Source organism: Pacificibacter sp. AS14, from assembly GCF_038899935.1.
Lineage (GTDB): Bacteria > Pseudomonadota > Alphaproteobacteria > Rhodobacterales > Rhodobacteraceae > Celeribacter.
The window spans coordinates 50,127-67,389 of sequence record NZ_JBBMQI010000004.1 but is presented as its reverse complement, the minus strand read 5'-3'; the positions used below and the strand labels follow the sequence as shown (position 1 = coordinate 67,389).

Genomic DNA, 17,263 nt, shown 5'->3' with positions numbered 1-17,263 from the left:
GGTTCTGTTCTGATTTGCGAACCAATTCATGGTAAATATAGTGTTGCTGGGCAAGAGCAGAAAGCGAGTTTAAGCATGGTTAGTGATAGTAAAATTCTTACGGTATCTTATGGAACCTTCTCCTGTACGTTGGAAGGTTTCGATGATCCATTCTCCACAATGCGCGGTATTGCCGAGTATTTTAGAGACCTCGCGGCAGATGACCGCTACTTTGGTGCGGAACCCCCGACACCAGATGCAAACATGCTGCACTCGATTGCAGAAAAAGAAATTCAACGCCGTGTCGAAGCCAAAGTGCAAGGCAACGGCATCATACTGCGTCAAATGGACGAAGGCTCTGCAGCACCTGTATCGGATGGCTTTGCTCAGCCGGTTTCGGTGTCAGATACGATTGCAGACGCGCCGAAAGCGAAAAAAGCGAAACACAAGAAAGTCAAAAAACCTGGCAAGCCGGGGAACACCCGTGCGCTGCAACGCAGAGCGGCTGCCAAAGCCAAAGCTGCGCCAATTGTTGAGACACCTCTTGCTGACGCCGTTGATGAAACAGACCTTGCTCAAACCGTCCCTGCTGAGATCCAAGCTGACGATGCAGCACAAACATACACAACGCAGGATGCTCCTGTCTCGATCGAGGATGTTCCTGCAACGGCTAAAGAACCAGCGTCTATCGCGGATAAACTCGAACGCATCCGCGGCGCTGTAGCCCAGCGCGACTCCACAGATTACTCAGAAGATCAGCACTCCGAAGAGTCTTTTGGCGCGTCGCGAGACGAGGCCATCAACGAGGACACACCTGCCAGCGCGATGCTGAACACATTAGAAGACGCTTCAGCGGCTGATGGTACTGAAAGAACCGAAGAAAACGCCAAGCTTGCAGCGCAAGCCAAAGCCGCTAAAAATCGTATGGAGGCCAAACGAGCACGCAGAAAGCGTTTGAAAGCTGTTGCCGAAGCAAAAGCAGCCGCCGCTGCAGCCGCTCAAACAGCGGACCTCGTGCCAGCTCAAATAGCTGAAGTTGCTGAAGTTGCTGAAGTTGCTGAAGTTGCTGAAGTTGCTGAAGTTGTAAATGACACGCCCCCTACAAACGCAAGCGATGATGAAACATCTGTGGACTCTATTTTGTCTGCACTCGGTAACGACACGGTACAAGAAACGCTCCAAACAGAGCCTGATAATTCGACCGATTCGGCCCAAGTCGACACACCGCACATGGACGCGGATCAGGCCTTGCACGATATAGACCCGACTTTGGCAGAAGACATTGCTGAAGCGACACGCGCACCGGAGCAAACCACGCAAGAGGTCGCTGAACAACCAGACCCATTGCGTCGTGTCCGCGCGCGTGTGATCAAAATGCGCCGTTCAGATATAGATGTGATTCCTGATCCAGCTGATCCAAATACTTCTGACACAGAAGCTGAATCGACAGAATTCGACGCCGCAGGTTTCGCCGCCAAGATGAACATGGAGGTCGGTGCCGAGGATGCAGCCACACCTGCTGAAGAAGACGACTTGGCAGAGTTATTGCGCAAAGAATTGGGCACATCGTCATTGGACGAAAACGACGAAGACGAATTGATGCGCGAACTGGCAGAGGTCACCTCTGCACCAAATGCGCAATCTGAAATTGCCGCTGACATTTTAAACGACATAGACGACGACAATGATGCCGAAGAAGGTGTTGACGATGTTGAAACCAACGTTGCTCAGCTCTCTGATGACGTCGAGGCGGAGATTGAATTCCGCATTGATGACACCCCGTTGGAGGATGACGACGATGACGCTTTGGATGATGAGACACGCAACATGTTTGGCACGTCTGACGAATCTGTCTCACGGCTGCTCGATACAGCGGAGCGCGAGATGGGAGACGGCGAAAACGTAAGACGTCGCAATGCGATCCAGCATCTAAAAGCGGCGGTTGCTGCTACACGAGCAGAAAAGGCCGCTGTGCCAGACACAGCCGAAGCACAAGAAGAGGCTCAGGCTGATCCATACCGCGAAGACCTCGCGCGTGTGGTCCGTCCGCGTCGCCCTACCGAAGCTGTCGTGCAGGGGGCACGCCGCCTAGCGCCATTGATGTTGGTTTCAGAGCAACGCATTGATGCGCCTAAGGACCTGCCCATGGGCGCGAATATCTCGCCTGTTCGCCCACGCCGCGTTTCATCCGCCGCTTTGGCGATTCAGGAAGACGAACAGTTTGCGCCGGAATCTGACGCCCCCACAACCTCGCCAATGATGAATGAGGGCGCAGATACATTTGCGGATTACGTCGAAACGGTTGGCGCTGAAAGTTTAAGTGATTTATTGGAAGCCGCAGCTGCTTATTCAAGTTTTGTCGAAGGACGCGAAACAGTAACACGTCCACAGATCATGCGTTTGGCCAGCCAAGCGATGCCTGAGGAGTTCCCATTGGAAGAGCGTTTGCGCTCTTTCGGTCAGCTTTTGCGCCAAGGCAAGATCCGTAAAATCAAGCGCGGGCATTTTGCTGTCGCAGATGGCACACGTTTCAAACCAGAGGCAGCCGCCAGCTAAAGTCCTCAAAATTCAACGCAATACAAAAAAGGCCGCTCAATCGAGCGGCCTTTTTTAATAGTTAAAGTAATATCTTACGCGTCGTCTTGATTTTGATCCGCCAGACCATCCGGTTGGCCAATCCCCATGAAAACAGATTTCAACGGGATCGCCCAAAGAATGCCCATACCGACATAAATCACCAGTTCGACCCACATTGTTGGGCGCTCAAACAGACTTACCAGTTTGAGACACAAGGCGATATAAACAGGCAGCCCCACCACCAGAACCAAAAGTGCCACACGTCGGCGGGCTTTGTATGAAAGGGCCATCTGCGATCAATCCTCGAACGGGTCAGTGACAAGAATGGTGTCTTCGCGCTCTGGCGAGGTGGACAACATAGCAACAGGACACCCAATCAATTCCTCAACACGGCGCACGTATTTCACCGCGTTTGCAGGCAAATCGTTCCATGAGCGCGCGCCTTCAGTGGATTCGGACCACCCAGGCATTTCCTCATAGATCGGTGTGCAGCGCGCTTGCTGATCGGCGGCTGTTGGCAAGTAATCCAACTCTTTGCCGTCCAGCTCGTAGCCGACACAAATTTTCAATGTCTCAAAACCGTCCAAAACATCCAGCTTGGTGAATGAAATACCATTCACGCCAGAAGTCGCACAGGTTTGACGCACAAGAACCGCATCGAACCAACCACAGCGGCGTTTACGGCCCGTGTTGGTGCCAAATTCATGGCCACGTTCGCCCAAGCGCTGACCATCTGCGTCATTCAACTCGGCAGGAAACGGTCCTTCGCCCACGCGTGTGGTATAGGCTTTCACGATACCAAGAACGTAATCAATCGCCCCTGGGCCCAAGCCAACGCCCGTGGCCGCTTGGCCCGCGATAACGTTGGACGAGGTCACAAATGGGTATGTGCCAAAGTCGATGTCCAACAACGCGCCTTGTGCACCTTCGAACAAAATTCGTTTGCCAGCTTTGCGTTTCTCGTTGAGCACTTTCCAAACAGGCGCTGCATATTGCAAAATTTGCGGCGCGATCTCTTGGAGCTGTGCAATCAAAGCATCACGGTCAACTGGAGCAATGCCCAAGCCTTTGCGCAATGGATTGTGGTGCTGCAATGCACGATCAACATGCGCGATCAGTGTTTTTTCATCACCCAAATCGGCAACACGTACTGAGCGACGCCCAACTTTATCTTCGTAAGCTGGGCCAATACCGCGGCCGGTTGTGCCGATTTTTGTGCCCTGAGAGGCCGCTTCTTCACGCGCACGATCCAATTCACCATGGATTGGCAAAATCAGCGGCGTGTTTTCCGCGATCATCAGATTCTCAGGCGAAATATCGACGCCTTGGCCCTGAATGGATGCGATTTCTTTCACAAGATGCCATGGATCAAGTACAACACCGTTGCCGATCACAGACAATTTGCCACCGCGCACGACACCAGATGGCAGTGCTGCGAGTTTGTATACTTTCCCATCGATCACAAGCGTATGACCTGCGTTGTGACCACCCTGGAAGCGCGCAATCACATCTGCACGCTCGGACAGCCAGTCCACAATCTTGCCTTTACCCTCGTCACCCCATTGGGCGCCGACCACGACGACGTTTGCCATATCCTAATTCCTTTGGATTGGATGAAACCCGCGTCGGTATAGCCATAGCTGCGCGCCGATGAAACCTTAAAACAACATCTGGGCGACCTAAGCGTCATCTGTTTTGTACAATTGCGTGTAATAGACGCCTGATTTGCGGCGGACAGGACGCAACGCTGGACCTAGGATGCACCAATGACGTTTTTTGATCTGCCTGATTCCGATACTCTTTATGCCGCCCTTGTGGCGCGCGACCCGTCCTATGAGGGGCGCGCCTTTGTGGGTGTGACCTCGACAGGTATTTTTTGCAGGCTCACCTGCCCTGCACGCAAACCCAAGCGTGAAAACTGCACTTTTTTCGGTTCCATCGGGGAATGTATCACGGCAGGGTTTCGCCCTTGCAAACGCTGCCATCCCCTACGGCCTGCAACCGATTCTGAGCCGGTGATCAAAACCTTGCTTGATGCGTTAGAAGCGCGCCCCGATCACAGATGGTATGAGAGTGACATCGCCGACATGGGGCTGGACCTGTCGACTGTGCGCCGTGCATTTAAGCGTCATTTTGGCATGACCTTCTTGGAACTGGCCCGCCTTGAGCGTCTGCGCCGCGGGTTCGAGATCTACAATGACGGCGGCAAAGTCATCGATGCACAGCTGGAAGCCGGGTTTGCGTCGGCTTCGGCCTTTCGCAGCAGCACAAATCGTTTACTTGGCGCAGCACTTGGCACACTCTCTAAAACGCCATTGCTGTGCATCCATTGGATAGACACACCCTTAGGTCCGATGATTGCAGTGGCTGACACATCGGCGCTGCATCTGCTTGAATTTATGGACAGAAAAGCGCTGCCGACTGAAATGAAAAAACTTGCCGCGGGGGCCAATGGCGCGATTGGATTTGGGCGCACCTCCATCCACGACCAATTGGCCGAACAACTTGAAGCCTATTTCAACGGGACATCCGCCGATTTCACCGTGCCACTACAATATCATGGTGGAGGATTTGCGGGGCGGGTTTGGGATGCCTTGCGGCGCATCCCTGCGGGACAAACCATAAGCTATAGCGCTTTGGCAAAATCCATCGATCAGCCGACAGCGACGCGTGCGGCCGCTAAAGCCAATGGGTCCAATCAAATTGCGATTCTCATTCCCTGTCATCGCATCCTTGGCGCAGATGGATCGCTCACGGGCTATGGTGGCGGGTTGTGGCGCAAACAACGGCTTATTGAAATAGAGGCCGGTTACGCCAAATCTAAGCGCGCAGGCCAGCCATAGGCAGCTTCGCTGACGGAGCCATCAGCCGAGGTATCAACACGTTCTGTAATAAACTCAGCGCCCAAAGCCGCATAAAAAGCCCGCGCGCCCTCATTTTCGGACAAGACCCAAAGCGCAGAGCCTTCCAAATCCATATCCGCCAAAGATTGCGCACAGGATTGCATCAAAGCGCGGCCCACGCCGCTGCGCTGATGATCGCTTTGCACATAAATGGCGGTGATTTCGCCGGCATACTCAGCACTTAGGTCTTCATCACGCTGCGCCCCACATGAGGCAAATCCCTGCACCGCGCCGTCGATTTCGGCCACAAAACATGCGCCACGTCCTGTCTCGGCAAAGCTGTTCAAGATTGTCGTCCAGCCTTTTTCACGATCCGCGACCGTCATGCGATCAATCAAAGCATCTGGCACAAAACCTTTATAGGCGCTGTTCCAAACGGCGACCTGCACATAAGCAATGGCTTGGGCATCTGACACGGTGGCGGGGCGAATATGCAGTGTTTTTTCCATAAACCTATCTCTAGCAAATCAAATCCAAATGACAACGTCCAAGCAAATCTGCGCGTTCAGACACAGTCAATACACATACAATCCTCAAAAGTTTGAGAACAATTGCCCTAGACCAAGGTCAAGGGGTTGCGCGTCCCTCGCATATTTCATAAATACCAGCATCGAACTCATCCGAAAGCCTGTCCCATGGAAAACGTCATTCTTATTGTCCACCTGATCCTCGCGCTGTGCTTGATCGGTATTGTGCTGCTACAGCGCTCTGAAGGTGGCGGTCTTGGTATGGGCGGCGGCGGTGGCGGCGACGTCATGAGCGGCCGTGCTGCAGCTTCTGCACTTGGCAAACTCACATGGATCTTTGCGGTCGGGTTCATTTGTACATCCATCACCCTCACAGTTTTGGCGCGCCGCGAGGCTGCGAACTCATCTGTTGTGGACGGGATCGTGCTTGAAGATGCAACAGTCGTGACACCAAGCTTGCCTGACGCAAGCTCATTGTTGCCTCCATCTTCTGCGGATGCACCTTTAGCGCCACCACGCGCTGAATAAACAAATCTAACGATATCTTGGGCATAGCGGATTTTCATCCGCAAGATGTTGCGGTTCGGTTGTGCGGGACGACCGAATCTGTTAGTCCATAAATCCCGTGAACATGGCGTTTTTTAGCGCCGTGTCTCAATACTTTTTTGACCACTCACGGGAGCTCCACCTCACTATGGCACGTTACGTTTTCATCACCGGCGGTGTTGTTTCCTCACTCGGCAAGGGCCTAGCCTCTGCCGCTCTTGGCGCATTGCTGCAAGCACGCGGCTACACAGTTCGCTTGCGCAAGCTTGACCCTTACCTCAACGTTGATCCCGGCACGATGAGCCCGTTTGAGCACGGCGAGGTTTTTGTTACTGACGACGGAGCTGAGACCGATCTTGATCTGGGCCACTACGAGCGCTTCACAGGCGTGGCAGCGCGCAACACGGATTCGATTTCATCGGGTCGCGTTTACACAAATGTTTTGGAAAAAGAGCGCCGCGGCGACTATTTGGGAAAAACCATCCAAGTGATCCCGCATGTGACCAATGAAATCAAAGATTTTATTGATATCGGCGGTGACGAAGTCGACTTCATGCTGTGCGAAATCGGCGGCACTGTTGGCGATATCGAAGGCCTGCCCTTTTTTGAAGCGATCCGTCAGTTCGCGCAAGACAAACAGCGCGATCAATGTATTTTCATGCACCTAACATTGCTGCCCTACATCGCGGCATCAGGTGAGCTGAAAACCAAACCGACACAGCACTCTGTCAAAGAATTACGCACCATCGGCCTTCAGCCAAATGTTTTGGTCTGTCGTTCCGAGCACCCGATTCCAGAAAAAGAGCGCGAGAAAATCGCCTTGTTCTGTAACGTGCGCAAAGAAGACGTGATCGCAGCACCCGATCTCAAATCCATCTATGAAGCGCCACTGGCCTACCACCGTGAAGGTCTTGACCAAGCTGTGCTCGATGCCTTTGGCATCGCACCCGCGCCCAAGCCTGACCTGACTGTTTGGCATGACGTGGCAGACCGCGTCTTTAACCCTGAAGGCGAAGTTAAAGTCGCCATCGTGGGCAAGTATGTACAACTTGAAGATGCGTATAAATCTATCGCAGAAGCCCTTACACATGGTGGGATGGCCAACCGCGTGAAGGTGAAAGTGGAATGGGTCGACGCAGAACTGTTCGAGCGTGAAGATGCTGCGCCCTACCTTGAAGGTTACCACGCGATCTTGGTCCCGGGTGGCTTTGGCGAACGCGGTACCGAAGGCAAGATCAAAGCCGCGCAATTCGCCCGTGAGCGCAAGATCCCTTACTTGGGCATCTGTTTGGGTATGCAAATGGCCGTCATTGAAGCCGCGCGTAATTTGGCGGGCATCGATGCAGCAGGCTCTGAAGAGTTTGACCACGAAGCAGGCAAAAAGCGTTTCGAGCCTGTGGTTTACCACCTCAAAGAATGGGTTCAAGGCAACCACAAAGTGCGCCGCAAATCCACGGATGACAAAGGCGGCACCATGCGTTTGGGGGCCTACTCTGCCACTTTGACGTCTGGTTCGCGCGTGGCAGAAGCTTACGGCACGCTTGAGATCGAAGAACGTCACCGTCACCGCTATGAAGTTGACACAAAGTATCGCGAACAGCTTGAAGCGCACGGTTTGATCTTCTCTGGCATGTCCCCTGATGGGCGTTTGCCAGAAATCGTCGAGATCAAAGATCACCCATGGTACATCGGCGTTCAGTTCCACCCAGAGCTTAAATCGAAACCATTCGCACCAGCGCCATTGTTCAAAGACTTCGTGCGTGCGGCGAAAGAAAATTCACGTTTGGTCTAAGCGATCTCAATCCGATCTATCGAAAAGGCGCCCTGCGGGGCGCCTTTATTTTACGTGTTCTAAAGTTTAAAATTAGTTATCCGAGGTCGGGAAATAGTGCAAAGCCTCTGCCAGATCGCGGGCCATATCGCCCTCTTGTGACAGGCCGTCCACCAAGCCTGCACGATCTTTGGGGCTGGCATTTTGCTCAAGTTTCCAACGGCCTTCAAATTTGGACACTGAAAACCGCAAGCCAACGATGCCGCGTTTGAGCGCTGCGATATAGGCCACGGGTGCATCGGAAACCGCCCAAGGCTCTGCCCGTCCTGCCTCATTTTTGTTGGTCAGCTCATTGAGATGCCCGTGCAGCCAATCCCCGTCTTTGATCGCCTCAAGCGTGCCATGAGCATGGACCACGATGTAATTCCATGTTGGCACCACTTTGCCGTCGTCATTTTTGGAGGGGTACAAACCACCAGAAACATAGGCATGTGGGCCTTGGAACATGAACATAGACGTGCCCTGCCCCGCAAATTTCCAATGCGGGTTGGCGCGGGCGCAATGGGCCTCGATCACGAACCCATCAGGGCTTTGCTTGACGACAACAGGCAAGTAGGTGGTTTCAAACGCGCCTTCATAAAAGGTCACCAAAGCACCAAACCCAATTTGATCCACGGCTGCGCTGAGCACATTGGGATCATCTATGGCAGAATCTTTGGGGCGATACATGGCGATGCCTTTACACTAATTTTCCCCTGCATAGCACGTGCCCCCCGAAACCCCAGCCCAGAGTGATCAAGAGCGGCCTCAAAAGCAAAAAAGCGCCAAGGCGGCTAAGCCCGCATGTCTTTGGGGCTTTCCATCACGATATAAGATGTGATCGAATTCACCTGCGGCAACACGCCCAGCACATCGGTGTGAAATATTTTATAGCTGCCCAGATCAGCGGTCTCGACCCGCAGAATGTACTCAAAAACACCTGTCACGTTGTGGCATTCCTTGACTTCGGGCGCGCGTGAAATGGCGCGTTCAAAGGCAACTTGCGCTTCTTTCGTGTGTTTGGACAGGCCAACGGTGACATAGGCCAGAAACCCTATGCCGATTTTGTTGCGATCGATTACAGCACGATAACCGGCAATCACGCCGCTGCGTTCCAAATCTGCGACACGGCGCGATGTGGCCGAGGGCGACAGCCCAATTTGATCGGCGAGTTGTAGATTGGTGAGGCGTCCGTCGCGCTCGAGGGTGCGCAATATTTTATCGTCAATATGGTCCATATTAGAAATATATTGCAAAAATACACATAAACAAGAAGAGTTTGCATATAATTTTGCTGGATAGCACCTTATCTTAGCCACATGGATATGACCTTATTTTTTGCCCTGCTGGGCTTTGCCTTCGTCGCCTCGGGCACCCCTGGGCCAAACAACCTGATGCTTTTGGCCTCTGGTGCCAACTTTGGATTGCGCCGTACCTTGCCGCATATGCTTGGCATTTCCTTGGGGCATTCGTTCATGGTGTTTGTGATCGGACTTGGGTTGGCGCAAGCCTTTCATCGGTTTCCGCTATTGCAGATGGTTTTAACCGTGATCTCAATGGCCTACATGCTCTGGTTGGCATGGAAGATCGCCCATGCGACCCCACCCAAAGAGGGCGAAGTGGGTGGAAAACCTTTCACCTTTTTGCAAGCCGCCGCCTTTCAATGGGTCAACCCGAAAGCTGTAATCATGGCGATCACCGCGCAGACAAATTATGCGCAAGGTGAGACATGGACCGCGGCTTTGGTTGTGGGACTTGGGTTTTTGATGGTCAACTTCCCCGCAATCACCCTTTGGGCTTGGCTCGGCACAGAATTGCGTCGTTTCTTGACCAATCCCCGCCGTTTGTCAGTGTTCAACTGGACAATGGCAGGACTTTTGGTTGCCTCGATGGTGCCAATCTTATTTCATTAAGAAACTGTCATACTCTCGTGATTTAAGGCACACTTGCACAACAAGCGCCACAAGAGGGATCACGGGATATGACATTTGACAAAGACGCACAGGATTGGCTCGAAGCGGAACTCGCAGATTCATTGGATGAGGAATTTGAGCTTGAGTTGGAAGATGCGCTTTTGTCTCAAGAAATCAAAAAAATCTATCAAAAAGCCCATCCAAATGCTTTGACACGCGCAGAGTATTTTTACGATTTGTTGCGCCTTCAAGCTGAGTTGATCCGTTTACAAGACTGGGTTGAACATACGGGCGAAAAGATCGTTGTGCTGTTTGAAGGACGCGATTCTGCAGGTAAAGGCGGCGTGATCAAACGCATCACCCAACGCCTTAACCCACGGATCGTACGCACTGTCGCCCTGCCGGCCCCCTCAGATCGCGAAAAAACTCAGTGGTATTTTCAACGCTATGTACCGCATCTGCCTGCAGCTGGCGAAATGGTGTTGTTTGATCGCTCGTGGTACAACCGCTCAGGCGTGGAACGGGTCATGGGCTTTGCCGATGAGGATCAGGTTGAGCAGTTTTTCCAAGACGTTCCCGATTTCGAACGCATGTTGGTACGCTCTGGCATCAAGGTGGTGAAATACTGGTTCTCTGTGTCCGACGAAGAACAGCAAATGCGGTTTTTGATGCGGATTCACGACCCGATGAAGCAGTGGAAACTCTCGCCCATGGATTTGCAATCTCGTATCCGTTGGGAACAATATACCAAAGCCAAAGAAGAGACCTTTGCACGCACCAATATTCCTGAGGCGCCGTGGTATATTGTCGAAGGCAACGACAAAAAACGCGCGCGCTTGAATTGCATCGATCATTTGTTGTCGCTGTTCCCCTATGAGGACGTCCCCCACGAAGAAATCACTTTGCCCGAACGCGTGTACAATAAAGATTATGAGCGCGCTGTCTTGCCGCCCGAACTTTATGTGCCGTCAAAATATTGACGATCATGTGATAGTCACCGGCTTTTCCTTTGGGCTTGTGGCGCTTATGGTGAAGACATGTTTGCAGATTTTCTCAATCGGCTGATTCAGCCGCAGCCACAGCGCCTGACGGGTGCAGATTCCAATTTGGCCTTGGCGGCTCTTTTGGTACGGGTCGCCCGTGCTGATGGCCACTATGATGCAAATGAAGCGGCACGGATTTTATCCGTGCTGCGCGACAGATATCAATTGGATGAGGCTGGTGCATTGGCGCTGCGCGGTGAAGCCGAAGTGCTTGAAGCAGAGGCCCCAGATACTGTGCGTTTCACCCGCGCGATCAAAGACGCAGTTCCCTACGCAGAGCGCACCAGCGTGATAGAAGGATTGTGGTCAGTGGTTTTGACTGATGGGCACCGCGATCATTCCGAAGATACATTCTTGCGGCTGGTGGCCAATCTTTTGGGTGTCAGCGATGTCGACAGCGCATTGGCGCGCCAGCGCGTTGCTCAAATCCTGAGCTAAACCGCGCTAAATTTACGGCTAAGCTGTATTGAAACGGATGATATCCGCTCTCTTCGATTATTCTTGCTACATTCGCACCTTTTTTGAGCGGTGACGTTGGGGAATCTCGTCAAAGTTGGTTGCATCTAACACAGAATCTCAGCTTACTCGTTGTCAATGTTGACCAATGACTCAAAAACCTCACCCGTGATCGAAATCCGTGATTTGTATAAATCCTACGGCGATCTTGATGTGATCAAAGGCGTCTCGATGACGGCCGAACGCGGACAAGTGATTTCGCTGATCGGCTCATCGGGATCGGGGAAATCGACGCTGTTGCGTTGCGCCAATTTATTGGAAGACAGCCAAAGTGGCGAGATCTTGTTTGAAGGCGAACCGATCACCTGGAAGGGTACCGGCCTTGCGCGGCGCCCTCGTGATCGTAAACAGGTCATGCGCATCCGCACCAATCTGTCGATGGTGTTCCAGCAATTCAATCTTTGGGCTCATATGACGATTCTCGAGAACGTTATGGAAGCGCCTGTAACGGTTTTGGGCCGCGACAAATCCGAAGTCGAAACCTCAGCCCGCGCCTATCTCGACCGCGTGGGCATCGGTGACAAATGCGATGTCTACCCCGCACAGATGTCTGGCGGCCAGCAGCAACGTGCCGCAATCGCCCGTGCGCTGTGTATGGAACCAAAGGCATTGTTGTTCGACGAACCCACTTCGGCGCTTGACCCTGAGTTGGAACAAGAGGTGGTCAAGGTGATCAAATCATTGGCCGCCGAAGGGCGCACCATGATGATCGTGACCCACGACATGCGCATGGCTGCCGATATTTCGGACCATGTTGTTTTTCTTCACCAAGGCTTGATCGAAGAGCAAGGCCCCCCCGCTGCGCTGTTCGGCAAACCAAAATCAAAACGCTTACAGCAGTTTTTAAGTGCAACCGTATCTGCCTAAAGCATACACTTATATTGGGACACCCAAACCTATGAGAAAACTCACCATTTTAACCACCGTATCCGCCGCCGTATTGGTCCTCACAACGGCTGCGTCTTTCGCAGACACTGTGCGTATGGGCACTGAGGGCGCCTACCCTCCCTACAACTTCATCAATGACGACGGCGAAGTTGCTGGCTTTGAGCGCGAAGTTGGTGACAAACTTTGCGAAATCGCGGGCCTGACTTGCGAATGGGTGACAAACGAATGGGACACCATCATCCCGAACCTTTTGTCTGGCAACTACGACACCATCATCGCGGGCATGTCCATCACGGATGAGCGCGAAGAAGTCATTGATTTCACACAAGACTACTACCCACCAACAGCATCTGCTTATGCGTCCGTGTCAGACGGCATCGATTTGATGGCCGGCGTGATTGCTGCACAAACATCTACTATCCAAGCGGGTTACGTGGCCACAACGGGTGCAACCTTGGTTGAATTCGCAACATTGGATGACACTATTGCGGCTGTGAAAAACGGCGAAGTCGATGCAGTCTTCGCAGACAAAGACGCGCTTGCCCCTTTCGTAGCCGAGCAAGGCTTTATGTTCCTTGGCGATGATGTACCACTGGGTAAAGGCATTGGCCTAGGCCTGCGCGAAAGCGATACCGATCTGAAAGCCAAATTTGACGCAGCAATTGACGCGATGAAGGCGGATGGGTCTTTGAACGCCTTGCTGATCCAATACTTCGGCGAAGAAACAGCAACCTACTAAGCGTTTTTCGGGGCCGGTGCGCTGGCCCCGATTTTCATTATGTTCGCATCTTGCACAGACCCATCCACGCTTGAAGGCCTCAACTGGCTCGCCTGTTATCTGACAACGGGTAAGCATGTTTTGTTCTACAAAAGCTTTATCGTTGTGCTCACGCTTTTGGCCGTGACTGCCCCGATCGCGCTTGGCGTGGGGTTTCTGGGTGCCATGGCAGCACGGTCTAAAATCGCCCCTGTGCGCTGGCTTGGAACGCTCTACACATCGATGGTTCGTGGCGTGCCGGATATCGTTTTCTTTCTTTTTGTGCCCTTGGCAATGGATCAAGGTTTTGAATGGACCCGCCACAAAATTCTGTGCCCCGATTGGTCTGAACCAATCCGCCAAGGCAATGATTTCCTTGTGTGTTCGGCAGCCAAGCTGCCCCTTGGGTCAGCGCCACAATCTGTGCATGAAATCTACGGATTTATTCTGGCTGTGATCGCCTTTGCCATCGTATTTGGTGCCTTCGCCGCCAATGTTTTATCTGGTGCGATGTCCGCTGTGCCGCGTGCACAGATGGAAACTGCAGAAGCCTATGGCATGTCGCCACGCCAAAGCTTTTGGCGGATCATGGTGCCGCAAATGTGGGTCTACGCCCTGCCCGGCCTGTCCAATCTTTGGATGATTTTAATCAAGGCCACGCCCTTGCTGTTCTTGCTGGGTGTCGAAGATATCGTCTATTGGGCCCGCGAGCTTGGCGGTGCTAAAACCAGCCATTTCGATTATCCACATCCCGATTGGCGGCTGTGGTATTTCCTTGGGCTTTTGGTGTTTTATCTTGCTTTTACCAAGGTCTCTGAAATTGTTTTGGCCCGCATCACCACGCGTTTGTCACGCGGCCAAGCCACTGTTGCAGGTGAGCAGATGAGGAAAGCCACATGAGCTGTCTGCAAACCATTTCAGACTACGCATTTCGTTCGATCGGGTTCGGCCCGCGCCTTTTGCCAAAATCCGACATCACCCTATGCGAGCAGGTGACGTTGATCGGCTCAGGCATGTTGTGGAACATCTATTTTGGTGTGCTGGCCTTGGTCTTTGGCTTCGTCTTTGCGACGCTGCTGGCGGTTGCCAAAAACACGCCCAATCCGTGGCTGCGCAAACCGGCAGAATGGTTCATGTTTCTCTTTCGCGGCTCGCCTTTGTTTATTCAGTTTTTCTTGGCCTATGAGTTGTTTGTTCAATTGCCAAAAACGGGCATCGACGTCTTTGGCATGACACTTGAAACAGGGAATTTGACCCGCGCTTGGGCGGGGGCGTTGATCGTATTGTTTCTCAACACGTCAGCTTATTCCGCGGAAATTTTCTATGGTGCTCTGCGCTCCGTCCCTAAGGGCGACATGGAAGCGGCGGACGCTTATGGCATGGTCGGCTGGACGCGGTTTCGACGGATCACTTGGCCGACAATGCTGCGCCTGGCGTGGCCATCTTTCACCAACGAGGCCATTTTCCTATTTCACGCCACCGCTTTGGTGTTTTTCTCAGGTTTTCCGGCCTGGCAGCAAAAGGGCGATGCGCTGTATTACGCGTCCTATTTTGCAGAAAAAACATTCAACCCATTCGTGCCCTACCCGATTGTTGCGGGGTACTTTGTGGTTTTGATCGTGATTGTGATCAGTATTTTCAATGCCATCAACACCCGCCTCAATCGCCACCTGCCCAAAGAACGCCGCCCAAAACTTCGGTTTAAACCACAGATCATCCGGTGATATTTCTTACAAGCTATCTTGCTTCCCCGACTTTAATATCGAGGCAAAGCCTTTCTATTGGTGATTTATGAAAATCGGCATTCTTCAATGCGGCCATGCGCCGGACCTTCCGCGTGCCAACCACGGTGATTTCGATGCGATGTTTATCCGTATTCTTGCCCCGCATGGAGTGACGTTTGATACCTATAATGTGGTCGATGGTATCTTTCCATCGGGGCCAAATGCAGCCGATGCATGGCTTTTGACGGGATCTAAACATGGGGCCTATGAAGATCATGCGTTCATCACCCCCCTGGAAACATTGATCCGCGACATTCACGCCAGTCCCAAACGGATGGTTGGCATTTGCTTTGGCCATCAAATTGTGGCGCAGGCTTTGGGTGGCAAGGTTGAGAAATTCGCCGGCGGCTGGGCGATCGGGCGCACGCGTTATGACTTTGATGGCTTAGGCGACATCTATCTCAACGCTTGGCACCAAGACCAAGTGACCCAATTGCCAAAAGACGCAAAGATCATCGCACGCAACGATTTTTGCAACCACGCTGGGCTGGTATACTGCGACAGCATCTTGACCGTGCAAGCACACCCTGAAATTTCGCCCGAGGTTACAGTTGACTACTTGACGATGGCGGAAACTGATGCCGCCTATCCGCAAGATATTATCGCTCAGGCGCGCAACAGTAACGCAAGCCCCACAGACGATGCACGGGTTGCCACCTTTTTGATCGATTTCTTGAAGACAGGTCAAACTGCAAAATTCCGTTAACGCCCAGCTGATCAGGCCTAATCCACCTCAGACACAAGCAACACTGTAACGGTTATGCGAAATTTTGCGCATGCGCGTTCACAATGGTAGATTTTTACATGCCACGCACTTACAGTTATATCGAAAAGACATTTTATAAATGGTGAAAGTCATGACTGCAGGTCCGAACGTATACGATTCAGAACCCATCCCACAGGCTGCACGCGCAGAAATCGAACACTTGCTCAGCTCTGGCGATCTATTTCGCTACACGGCTTCTGAAAATGCTCCCGTCACTTTGTTGGAACGCGAATTCGCAACCATGCTTGGCGCAAAATATGCACTTGCAGTGTCCTCTTGTTCTGCAGCGCTATTCTTGTCTTTGAAAGCACTCGGCTTGCCCCGCGACGCAAAAGTGCTTATCCCCGCCTTTACCTTCGCTGCGGTGCCTTCGGCGGTTGTCCACGCAGATTGCATCCCTGTTTTGGTGGAATGTGGTGACAACTACAGGATCGACTTGGATGATTTTGAAGCGAAGCTCACCAATGATATCCGCGCTGTTTTAATTTCTCACATGCGGGGCCATACCTCTGACATGGACGCGATTGTGGCGCTGTGCGAGGCGCATGATGTGCCGTTGGTTGAAGATGCGGCGCACTCTCTGGGCACAGTTTGGGGCGGACAAAACATTGGCACCATTGGTAAAATTGGCTGTTTCTCATTTCAGTCCTACAAGCTTTTGAATGCAGGCGAAGGTGGCATTTTGATCACCGATGACGACGACATCATCGCGCGCGCCGTGATCATGTCGGGCGCTTACGAGCACAATTGGAAAAAGCACAACGCATCCCCAAGCGCCGCACTAGATGCAGCTTTTGATCGGGTACAAAACCAGCTGCCGCTTTACAATCAACGACTGTCAAATCTAGCGGCTGCGGTCGTGCGACCACAATTAGCCGAAGTGCCCCGACGCGTGCGCGATGGTCGTACAAACCACGATTATGTCGCCGCCAAATTGCAATCCACGCCGTTTTTGACGGTGCCGGACAAGCTTGAAAAAGAACTGCGCGCGCCTGACAGTCTGCAGTTTAACTTGGTCGACTTTTCACCTGAGCAAGCTCTGAGCTTTCAATCGGCGGCCAAATCACGTGGCGTATCGGTTCAGGTTTTTGGCCTGTCCACAGACAACGCGCGCGCGTTTTGGAACTGGCAATTCTTAGGCGAGACGCCAGACTTGCCCAAAACCCGCGAGATGCTGTCAAAAGCTTGTGACACGAGATTGCCGGCACGTCTGCACAAAGCGGATTTGGATTTCATTGCCAATGCTCTGATTGACGCCGCAGCAGATGCTAAGGGCTTGGTCCAAGCAGCGGAATGACCTGAAGATCGCCAAAG

Annotated in this window: 18 protein-coding genes; 13 read left to right on the top strand and 5 right to left on the bottom strand. The window is 52.5% G+C overall.

Features of this window, described 5'->3' with window-relative positions:
• Positions 1-75: 75 nt before the first annotated feature.
• On the top strand, positions 76-2,535 hold the full coding sequence (locus WNY38_RS06020) for a hypothetical protein (protein ID WP_342856428.1): 2,460 nt from the start codon (positions 76-78) through the stop codon (positions 2,533-2,535).
• Positions 2,536-2,609: 74 nt separating this feature from the next.
• Here WNY38_RS06020 and WNY38_RS06015 read toward each other — a convergent pair whose 3' ends face one another.
• Both WNY38_RS06015 and WNY38_RS06010 read right to left on the bottom strand, forming a co-directional pair.
• Positions 2,610-2,846 (bottom strand): DUF2842 domain-containing protein, encoded by a 237-nt coding sequence (locus WNY38_RS06015; protein WP_342856427.1) that lies wholly within the window; start codon positions 2,844-2,846, stop codon positions 2,610-2,612.
• A gap of 6 nt (positions 2,847-2,852) precedes the next feature.
• Positions 2,853-4,148 carry an adenylosuccinate synthase gene (locus WNY38_RS06010; RefSeq protein WP_342856426.1) on the bottom strand — a complete coding sequence of 432 codons (1,296 nt, stop codon included), beginning with the start codon at positions 4,146-4,148 and terminating at the stop codon, positions 2,853-2,855.
• A gap of 174 nt (positions 4,149-4,322) precedes the next feature.
• Between WNY38_RS06010 and WNY38_RS06005 the strand changes: the two genes are divergently transcribed.
• Complete coding sequence (locus tag WNY38_RS06005; protein ID WP_342856425.1) at positions 4,323-5,399, top strand: trifunctional transcriptional activator/DNA repair protein Ada/methylated-DNA--[protein]-cysteine S-methyltransferase; 1,077 nt, start codon at positions 4,323-4,325, stop codon at positions 5,397-5,399.
• Here the strand turns inward: WNY38_RS06005 and WNY38_RS06000 are convergent.
• Positions 5,366-5,908, bottom strand: a complete 543-nt coding sequence (locus WNY38_RS06000) for a GNAT family N-acetyltransferase (protein WP_342856424.1) — start codon at positions 5,906-5,908, stop codon at positions 5,366-5,368. The genes WNY38_RS06005 and WNY38_RS06000 overlap by 34 nt on opposite strands.
• 186 nt (positions 5,909-6,094) lie before the next feature.
• Between WNY38_RS06000 and secG the strand changes: the two genes are divergently transcribed.
• Both secG and WNY38_RS05990 read left to right on the top strand, forming a co-directional pair.
• Positions 6,095-6,454 carry a preprotein translocase subunit SecG gene (gene secG / locus WNY38_RS05995; protein ID WP_342856423.1) on the top strand — a complete coding sequence of 120 codons (360 nt, stop codon included), beginning with the start codon at positions 6,095-6,097 and terminating at the stop codon, positions 6,452-6,454.
• A gap of 166 nt (positions 6,455-6,620) precedes the next feature.
• A complete protein-coding gene (locus WNY38_RS05990; protein WP_342856422.1) occupies positions 6,621-8,264 on the top strand; it encodes a CTP synthase in 1,644 nt (547 codons plus the stop codon).
• Between the two features lie 72 nt (positions 8,265-8,336).
• On the opposite strand, the gene WNY38_RS05985 is transcribed toward WNY38_RS05990, so the two are convergent.
• Both WNY38_RS05985 and WNY38_RS05980 read right to left on the bottom strand, forming a co-directional pair.
• Entirely contained in the window at positions 8,337-8,972 is a 636-nt protein-coding gene (locus WNY38_RS05985; RefSeq protein ID WP_342856421.1) for an FMN-binding negative transcriptional regulator, read from the bottom strand.
• Between the two features lie 104 nt (positions 8,973-9,076).
• Positions 9,077-9,520, bottom strand: coding sequence for an Lrp/AsnC family transcriptional regulator (locus WNY38_RS05980; protein ID WP_342856420.1), 444 nt, complete (start codon positions 9,518-9,520; stop codon positions 9,077-9,079).
• 81 nt (positions 9,521-9,601) lie between these two features.
• Here WNY38_RS05980 and WNY38_RS05975 point away from each other — a divergent pair, with 81 nt between their 5' ends.
• The 9 genes from WNY38_RS05975 to WNY38_RS05935 all read left to right on the top strand — a co-directional run bounded on the left by WNY38_RS05975 (position 9,602) and on the right by WNY38_RS05935 (position 17,246).
• Positions 9,602-10,195 carry a LysE family translocator gene (locus WNY38_RS05975; RefSeq protein ID WP_342856419.1) on the top strand — a complete coding sequence of 198 codons (594 nt, stop codon included), beginning with the start codon at positions 9,602-9,604 and terminating at the stop codon, positions 10,193-10,195.
• 68 nt (positions 10,196-10,263) lie between these two features.
• Positions 10,264-11,175, top strand: coding sequence for a polyphosphate kinase 2 (ppk2, locus tag WNY38_RS05970; protein ID WP_342856418.1), 912 nt, complete (start codon positions 10,264-10,266; stop codon positions 11,173-11,175).
• Positions 11,176-11,232: 57 nt separating this feature from the next.
• The gene (locus WNY38_RS05965) at positions 11,233-11,676 is read left to right on the top strand and encodes a TerB family tellurite resistance protein (protein ID WP_342856417.1); all 444 of its coding nucleotides are present in this window, start codon (positions 11,233-11,235) and stop codon (positions 11,674-11,676) included.
• Between the two features lie 156 nt (positions 11,677-11,832).
• A complete protein-coding gene (locus tag WNY38_RS05960; RefSeq protein ID WP_342856416.1) occupies positions 11,833-12,621 on the top strand; it encodes an ATP-binding cassette domain-containing protein in 789 nt (262 codons plus the stop codon).
• 31 nt (positions 12,622-12,652) lie between these two features.
• The gene (locus WNY38_RS05955) at positions 12,653-13,381 is read left to right on the top strand and encodes a transporter substrate-binding domain-containing protein (RefSeq protein WP_342856415.1); all 729 of its coding nucleotides are present in this window, start codon (positions 12,653-12,655) and stop codon (positions 13,379-13,381) included.
• Positions 13,382-13,420: 39 nt separating this feature from the next.
• Positions 13,421-14,299: an ABC transporter permease subunit gene (locus WNY38_RS05950; RefSeq protein ID WP_342856414.1), complete on the top strand. Its 879-nt coding sequence runs from the start codon at positions 13,421-13,423 to the stop codon at positions 14,297-14,299.
• Positions 14,296-15,123, top strand: a complete 828-nt coding sequence (locus WNY38_RS05945) for an ABC transporter permease subunit (RefSeq protein ID WP_342856413.1) — start codon at positions 14,296-14,298, stop codon at positions 15,121-15,123. Before WNY38_RS05950 ends, WNY38_RS05945 begins: the two co-directional genes overlap by 4 nt.
• A 67-nt stretch (positions 15,124-15,190) precedes the next feature.
• Complete coding sequence (locus WNY38_RS05940) at positions 15,191-15,889, top strand: type 1 glutamine amidotransferase (protein WP_342856412.1); 699 nt, start codon at positions 15,191-15,193, stop codon at positions 15,887-15,889.
• 151 nt (positions 15,890-16,040) lie between these two features.
• The gene (locus WNY38_RS05935) at positions 16,041-17,246 is read left to right on the top strand and encodes an aminotransferase class I/II-fold pyridoxal phosphate-dependent enzyme (RefSeq protein WP_342856411.1); all 1,206 of its coding nucleotides are present in this window, start codon (positions 16,041-16,043) and stop codon (positions 17,244-17,246) included.
• The last annotated feature ends 17 nt before the right edge of the window (positions 17,247-17,263 follow it).

What these genes read in the sequence shown, in the direction of transcription:
- WNY38_RS06015 (WP_342856427.1), bottom strand. Translation starts at nt 2,846, where the DNA reads ATGGCCCTTTCATACAAAGCCCGCCGACGTGTGGCACTTTTGGTTCTG.
- WNY38_RS05945 (WP_342856413.1), top strand. Translation starts at nt 14,296, where the DNA reads ATGAGCTGTCTGCAAACCATTTCAGACTACGCATTTCGTTCGATCGGG.
- WNY38_RS05940 (WP_342856412.1), top strand. Translation starts at nt 15,191, where the DNA reads ATGAAAATCGGCATTCTTCAATGCGGCCATGCGCCGGACCTTCCGCGT.
- WNY38_RS05955 (WP_342856415.1), top strand. Translation starts at nt 12,653, where the DNA reads ATGAGAAAACTCACCATTTTAACCACCGTATCCGCCGCCGTATTGGTC.
- WNY38_RS06010 (WP_342856426.1), bottom strand. Translation starts at nt 4,148, where the DNA reads ATGGCAAACGTCGTCGTGGTCGGCGCCCAATGGGGTGACGAGGGTAAA.
- WNY38_RS06005 (WP_342856425.1), top strand. Translation starts at nt 4,323, where the DNA reads ATGACGTTTTTTGATCTGCCTGATTCCGATACTCTTTATGCCGCCCTT.
- WNY38_RS05980 (WP_342856420.1), bottom strand. Translation starts at nt 9,520, where the DNA reads ATGGACCATATTGACGATAAAATATTGCGCACCCTCGAGCGCGACGGA.
- WNY38_RS05965 (WP_342856417.1), top strand. Translation starts at nt 11,233, where the DNA reads ATGTTTGCAGATTTTCTCAATCGGCTGATTCAGCCGCAGCCACAGCGC.
- WNY38_RS05950 (WP_342856414.1), top strand. Translation starts at nt 13,421, where the DNA reads ATGTTCGCATCTTGCACAGACCCATCCACGCTTGAAGGCCTCAACTGG.
- WNY38_RS05990 (WP_342856422.1), top strand. Translation starts at nt 6,621, where the DNA reads ATGGCACGTTACGTTTTCATCACCGGCGGTGTTGTTTCCTCACTCGGC.
- WNY38_RS05935 (WP_342856411.1), top strand. Translation starts at nt 16,041, where the DNA reads ATGACTGCAGGTCCGAACGTATACGATTCAGAACCCATCCCACAGGCT.
- WNY38_RS06000 (WP_342856424.1), bottom strand. Translation starts at nt 5,908, where the DNA reads ATGGAAAAAACACTGCATATTCGCCCCGCCACCGTGTCAGATGCCCAA.
- WNY38_RS05960 (WP_342856416.1), top strand. Translation starts at nt 11,833, where the DNA reads ATGTTGACCAATGACTCAAAAACCTCACCCGTGATCGAAATCCGTGAT.
- secG (WP_342856423.1), top strand. Translation starts at nt 6,095, where the DNA reads ATGGAAAACGTCATTCTTATTGTCCACCTGATCCTCGCGCTGTGCTTG.
- WNY38_RS05985 (WP_342856421.1), bottom strand. Translation starts at nt 8,972, where the DNA reads ATGTATCGCCCCAAAGATTCTGCCATAGATGATCCCAATGTGCTCAGC.
- ppk2 (WP_342856418.1), top strand. Translation starts at nt 10,264, where the DNA reads ATGACATTTGACAAAGACGCACAGGATTGGCTCGAAGCGGAACTCGCA.
- WNY38_RS05975 (WP_342856419.1), top strand. Translation starts at nt 9,602, where the DNA reads ATGGATATGACCTTATTTTTTGCCCTGCTGGGCTTTGCCTTCGTCGCC.
- WNY38_RS06020 (WP_342856428.1), top strand. Translation starts at nt 76, where the DNA reads ATGGTTAGTGATAGTAAAATTCTTACGGTATCTTATGGAACCTTCTCC.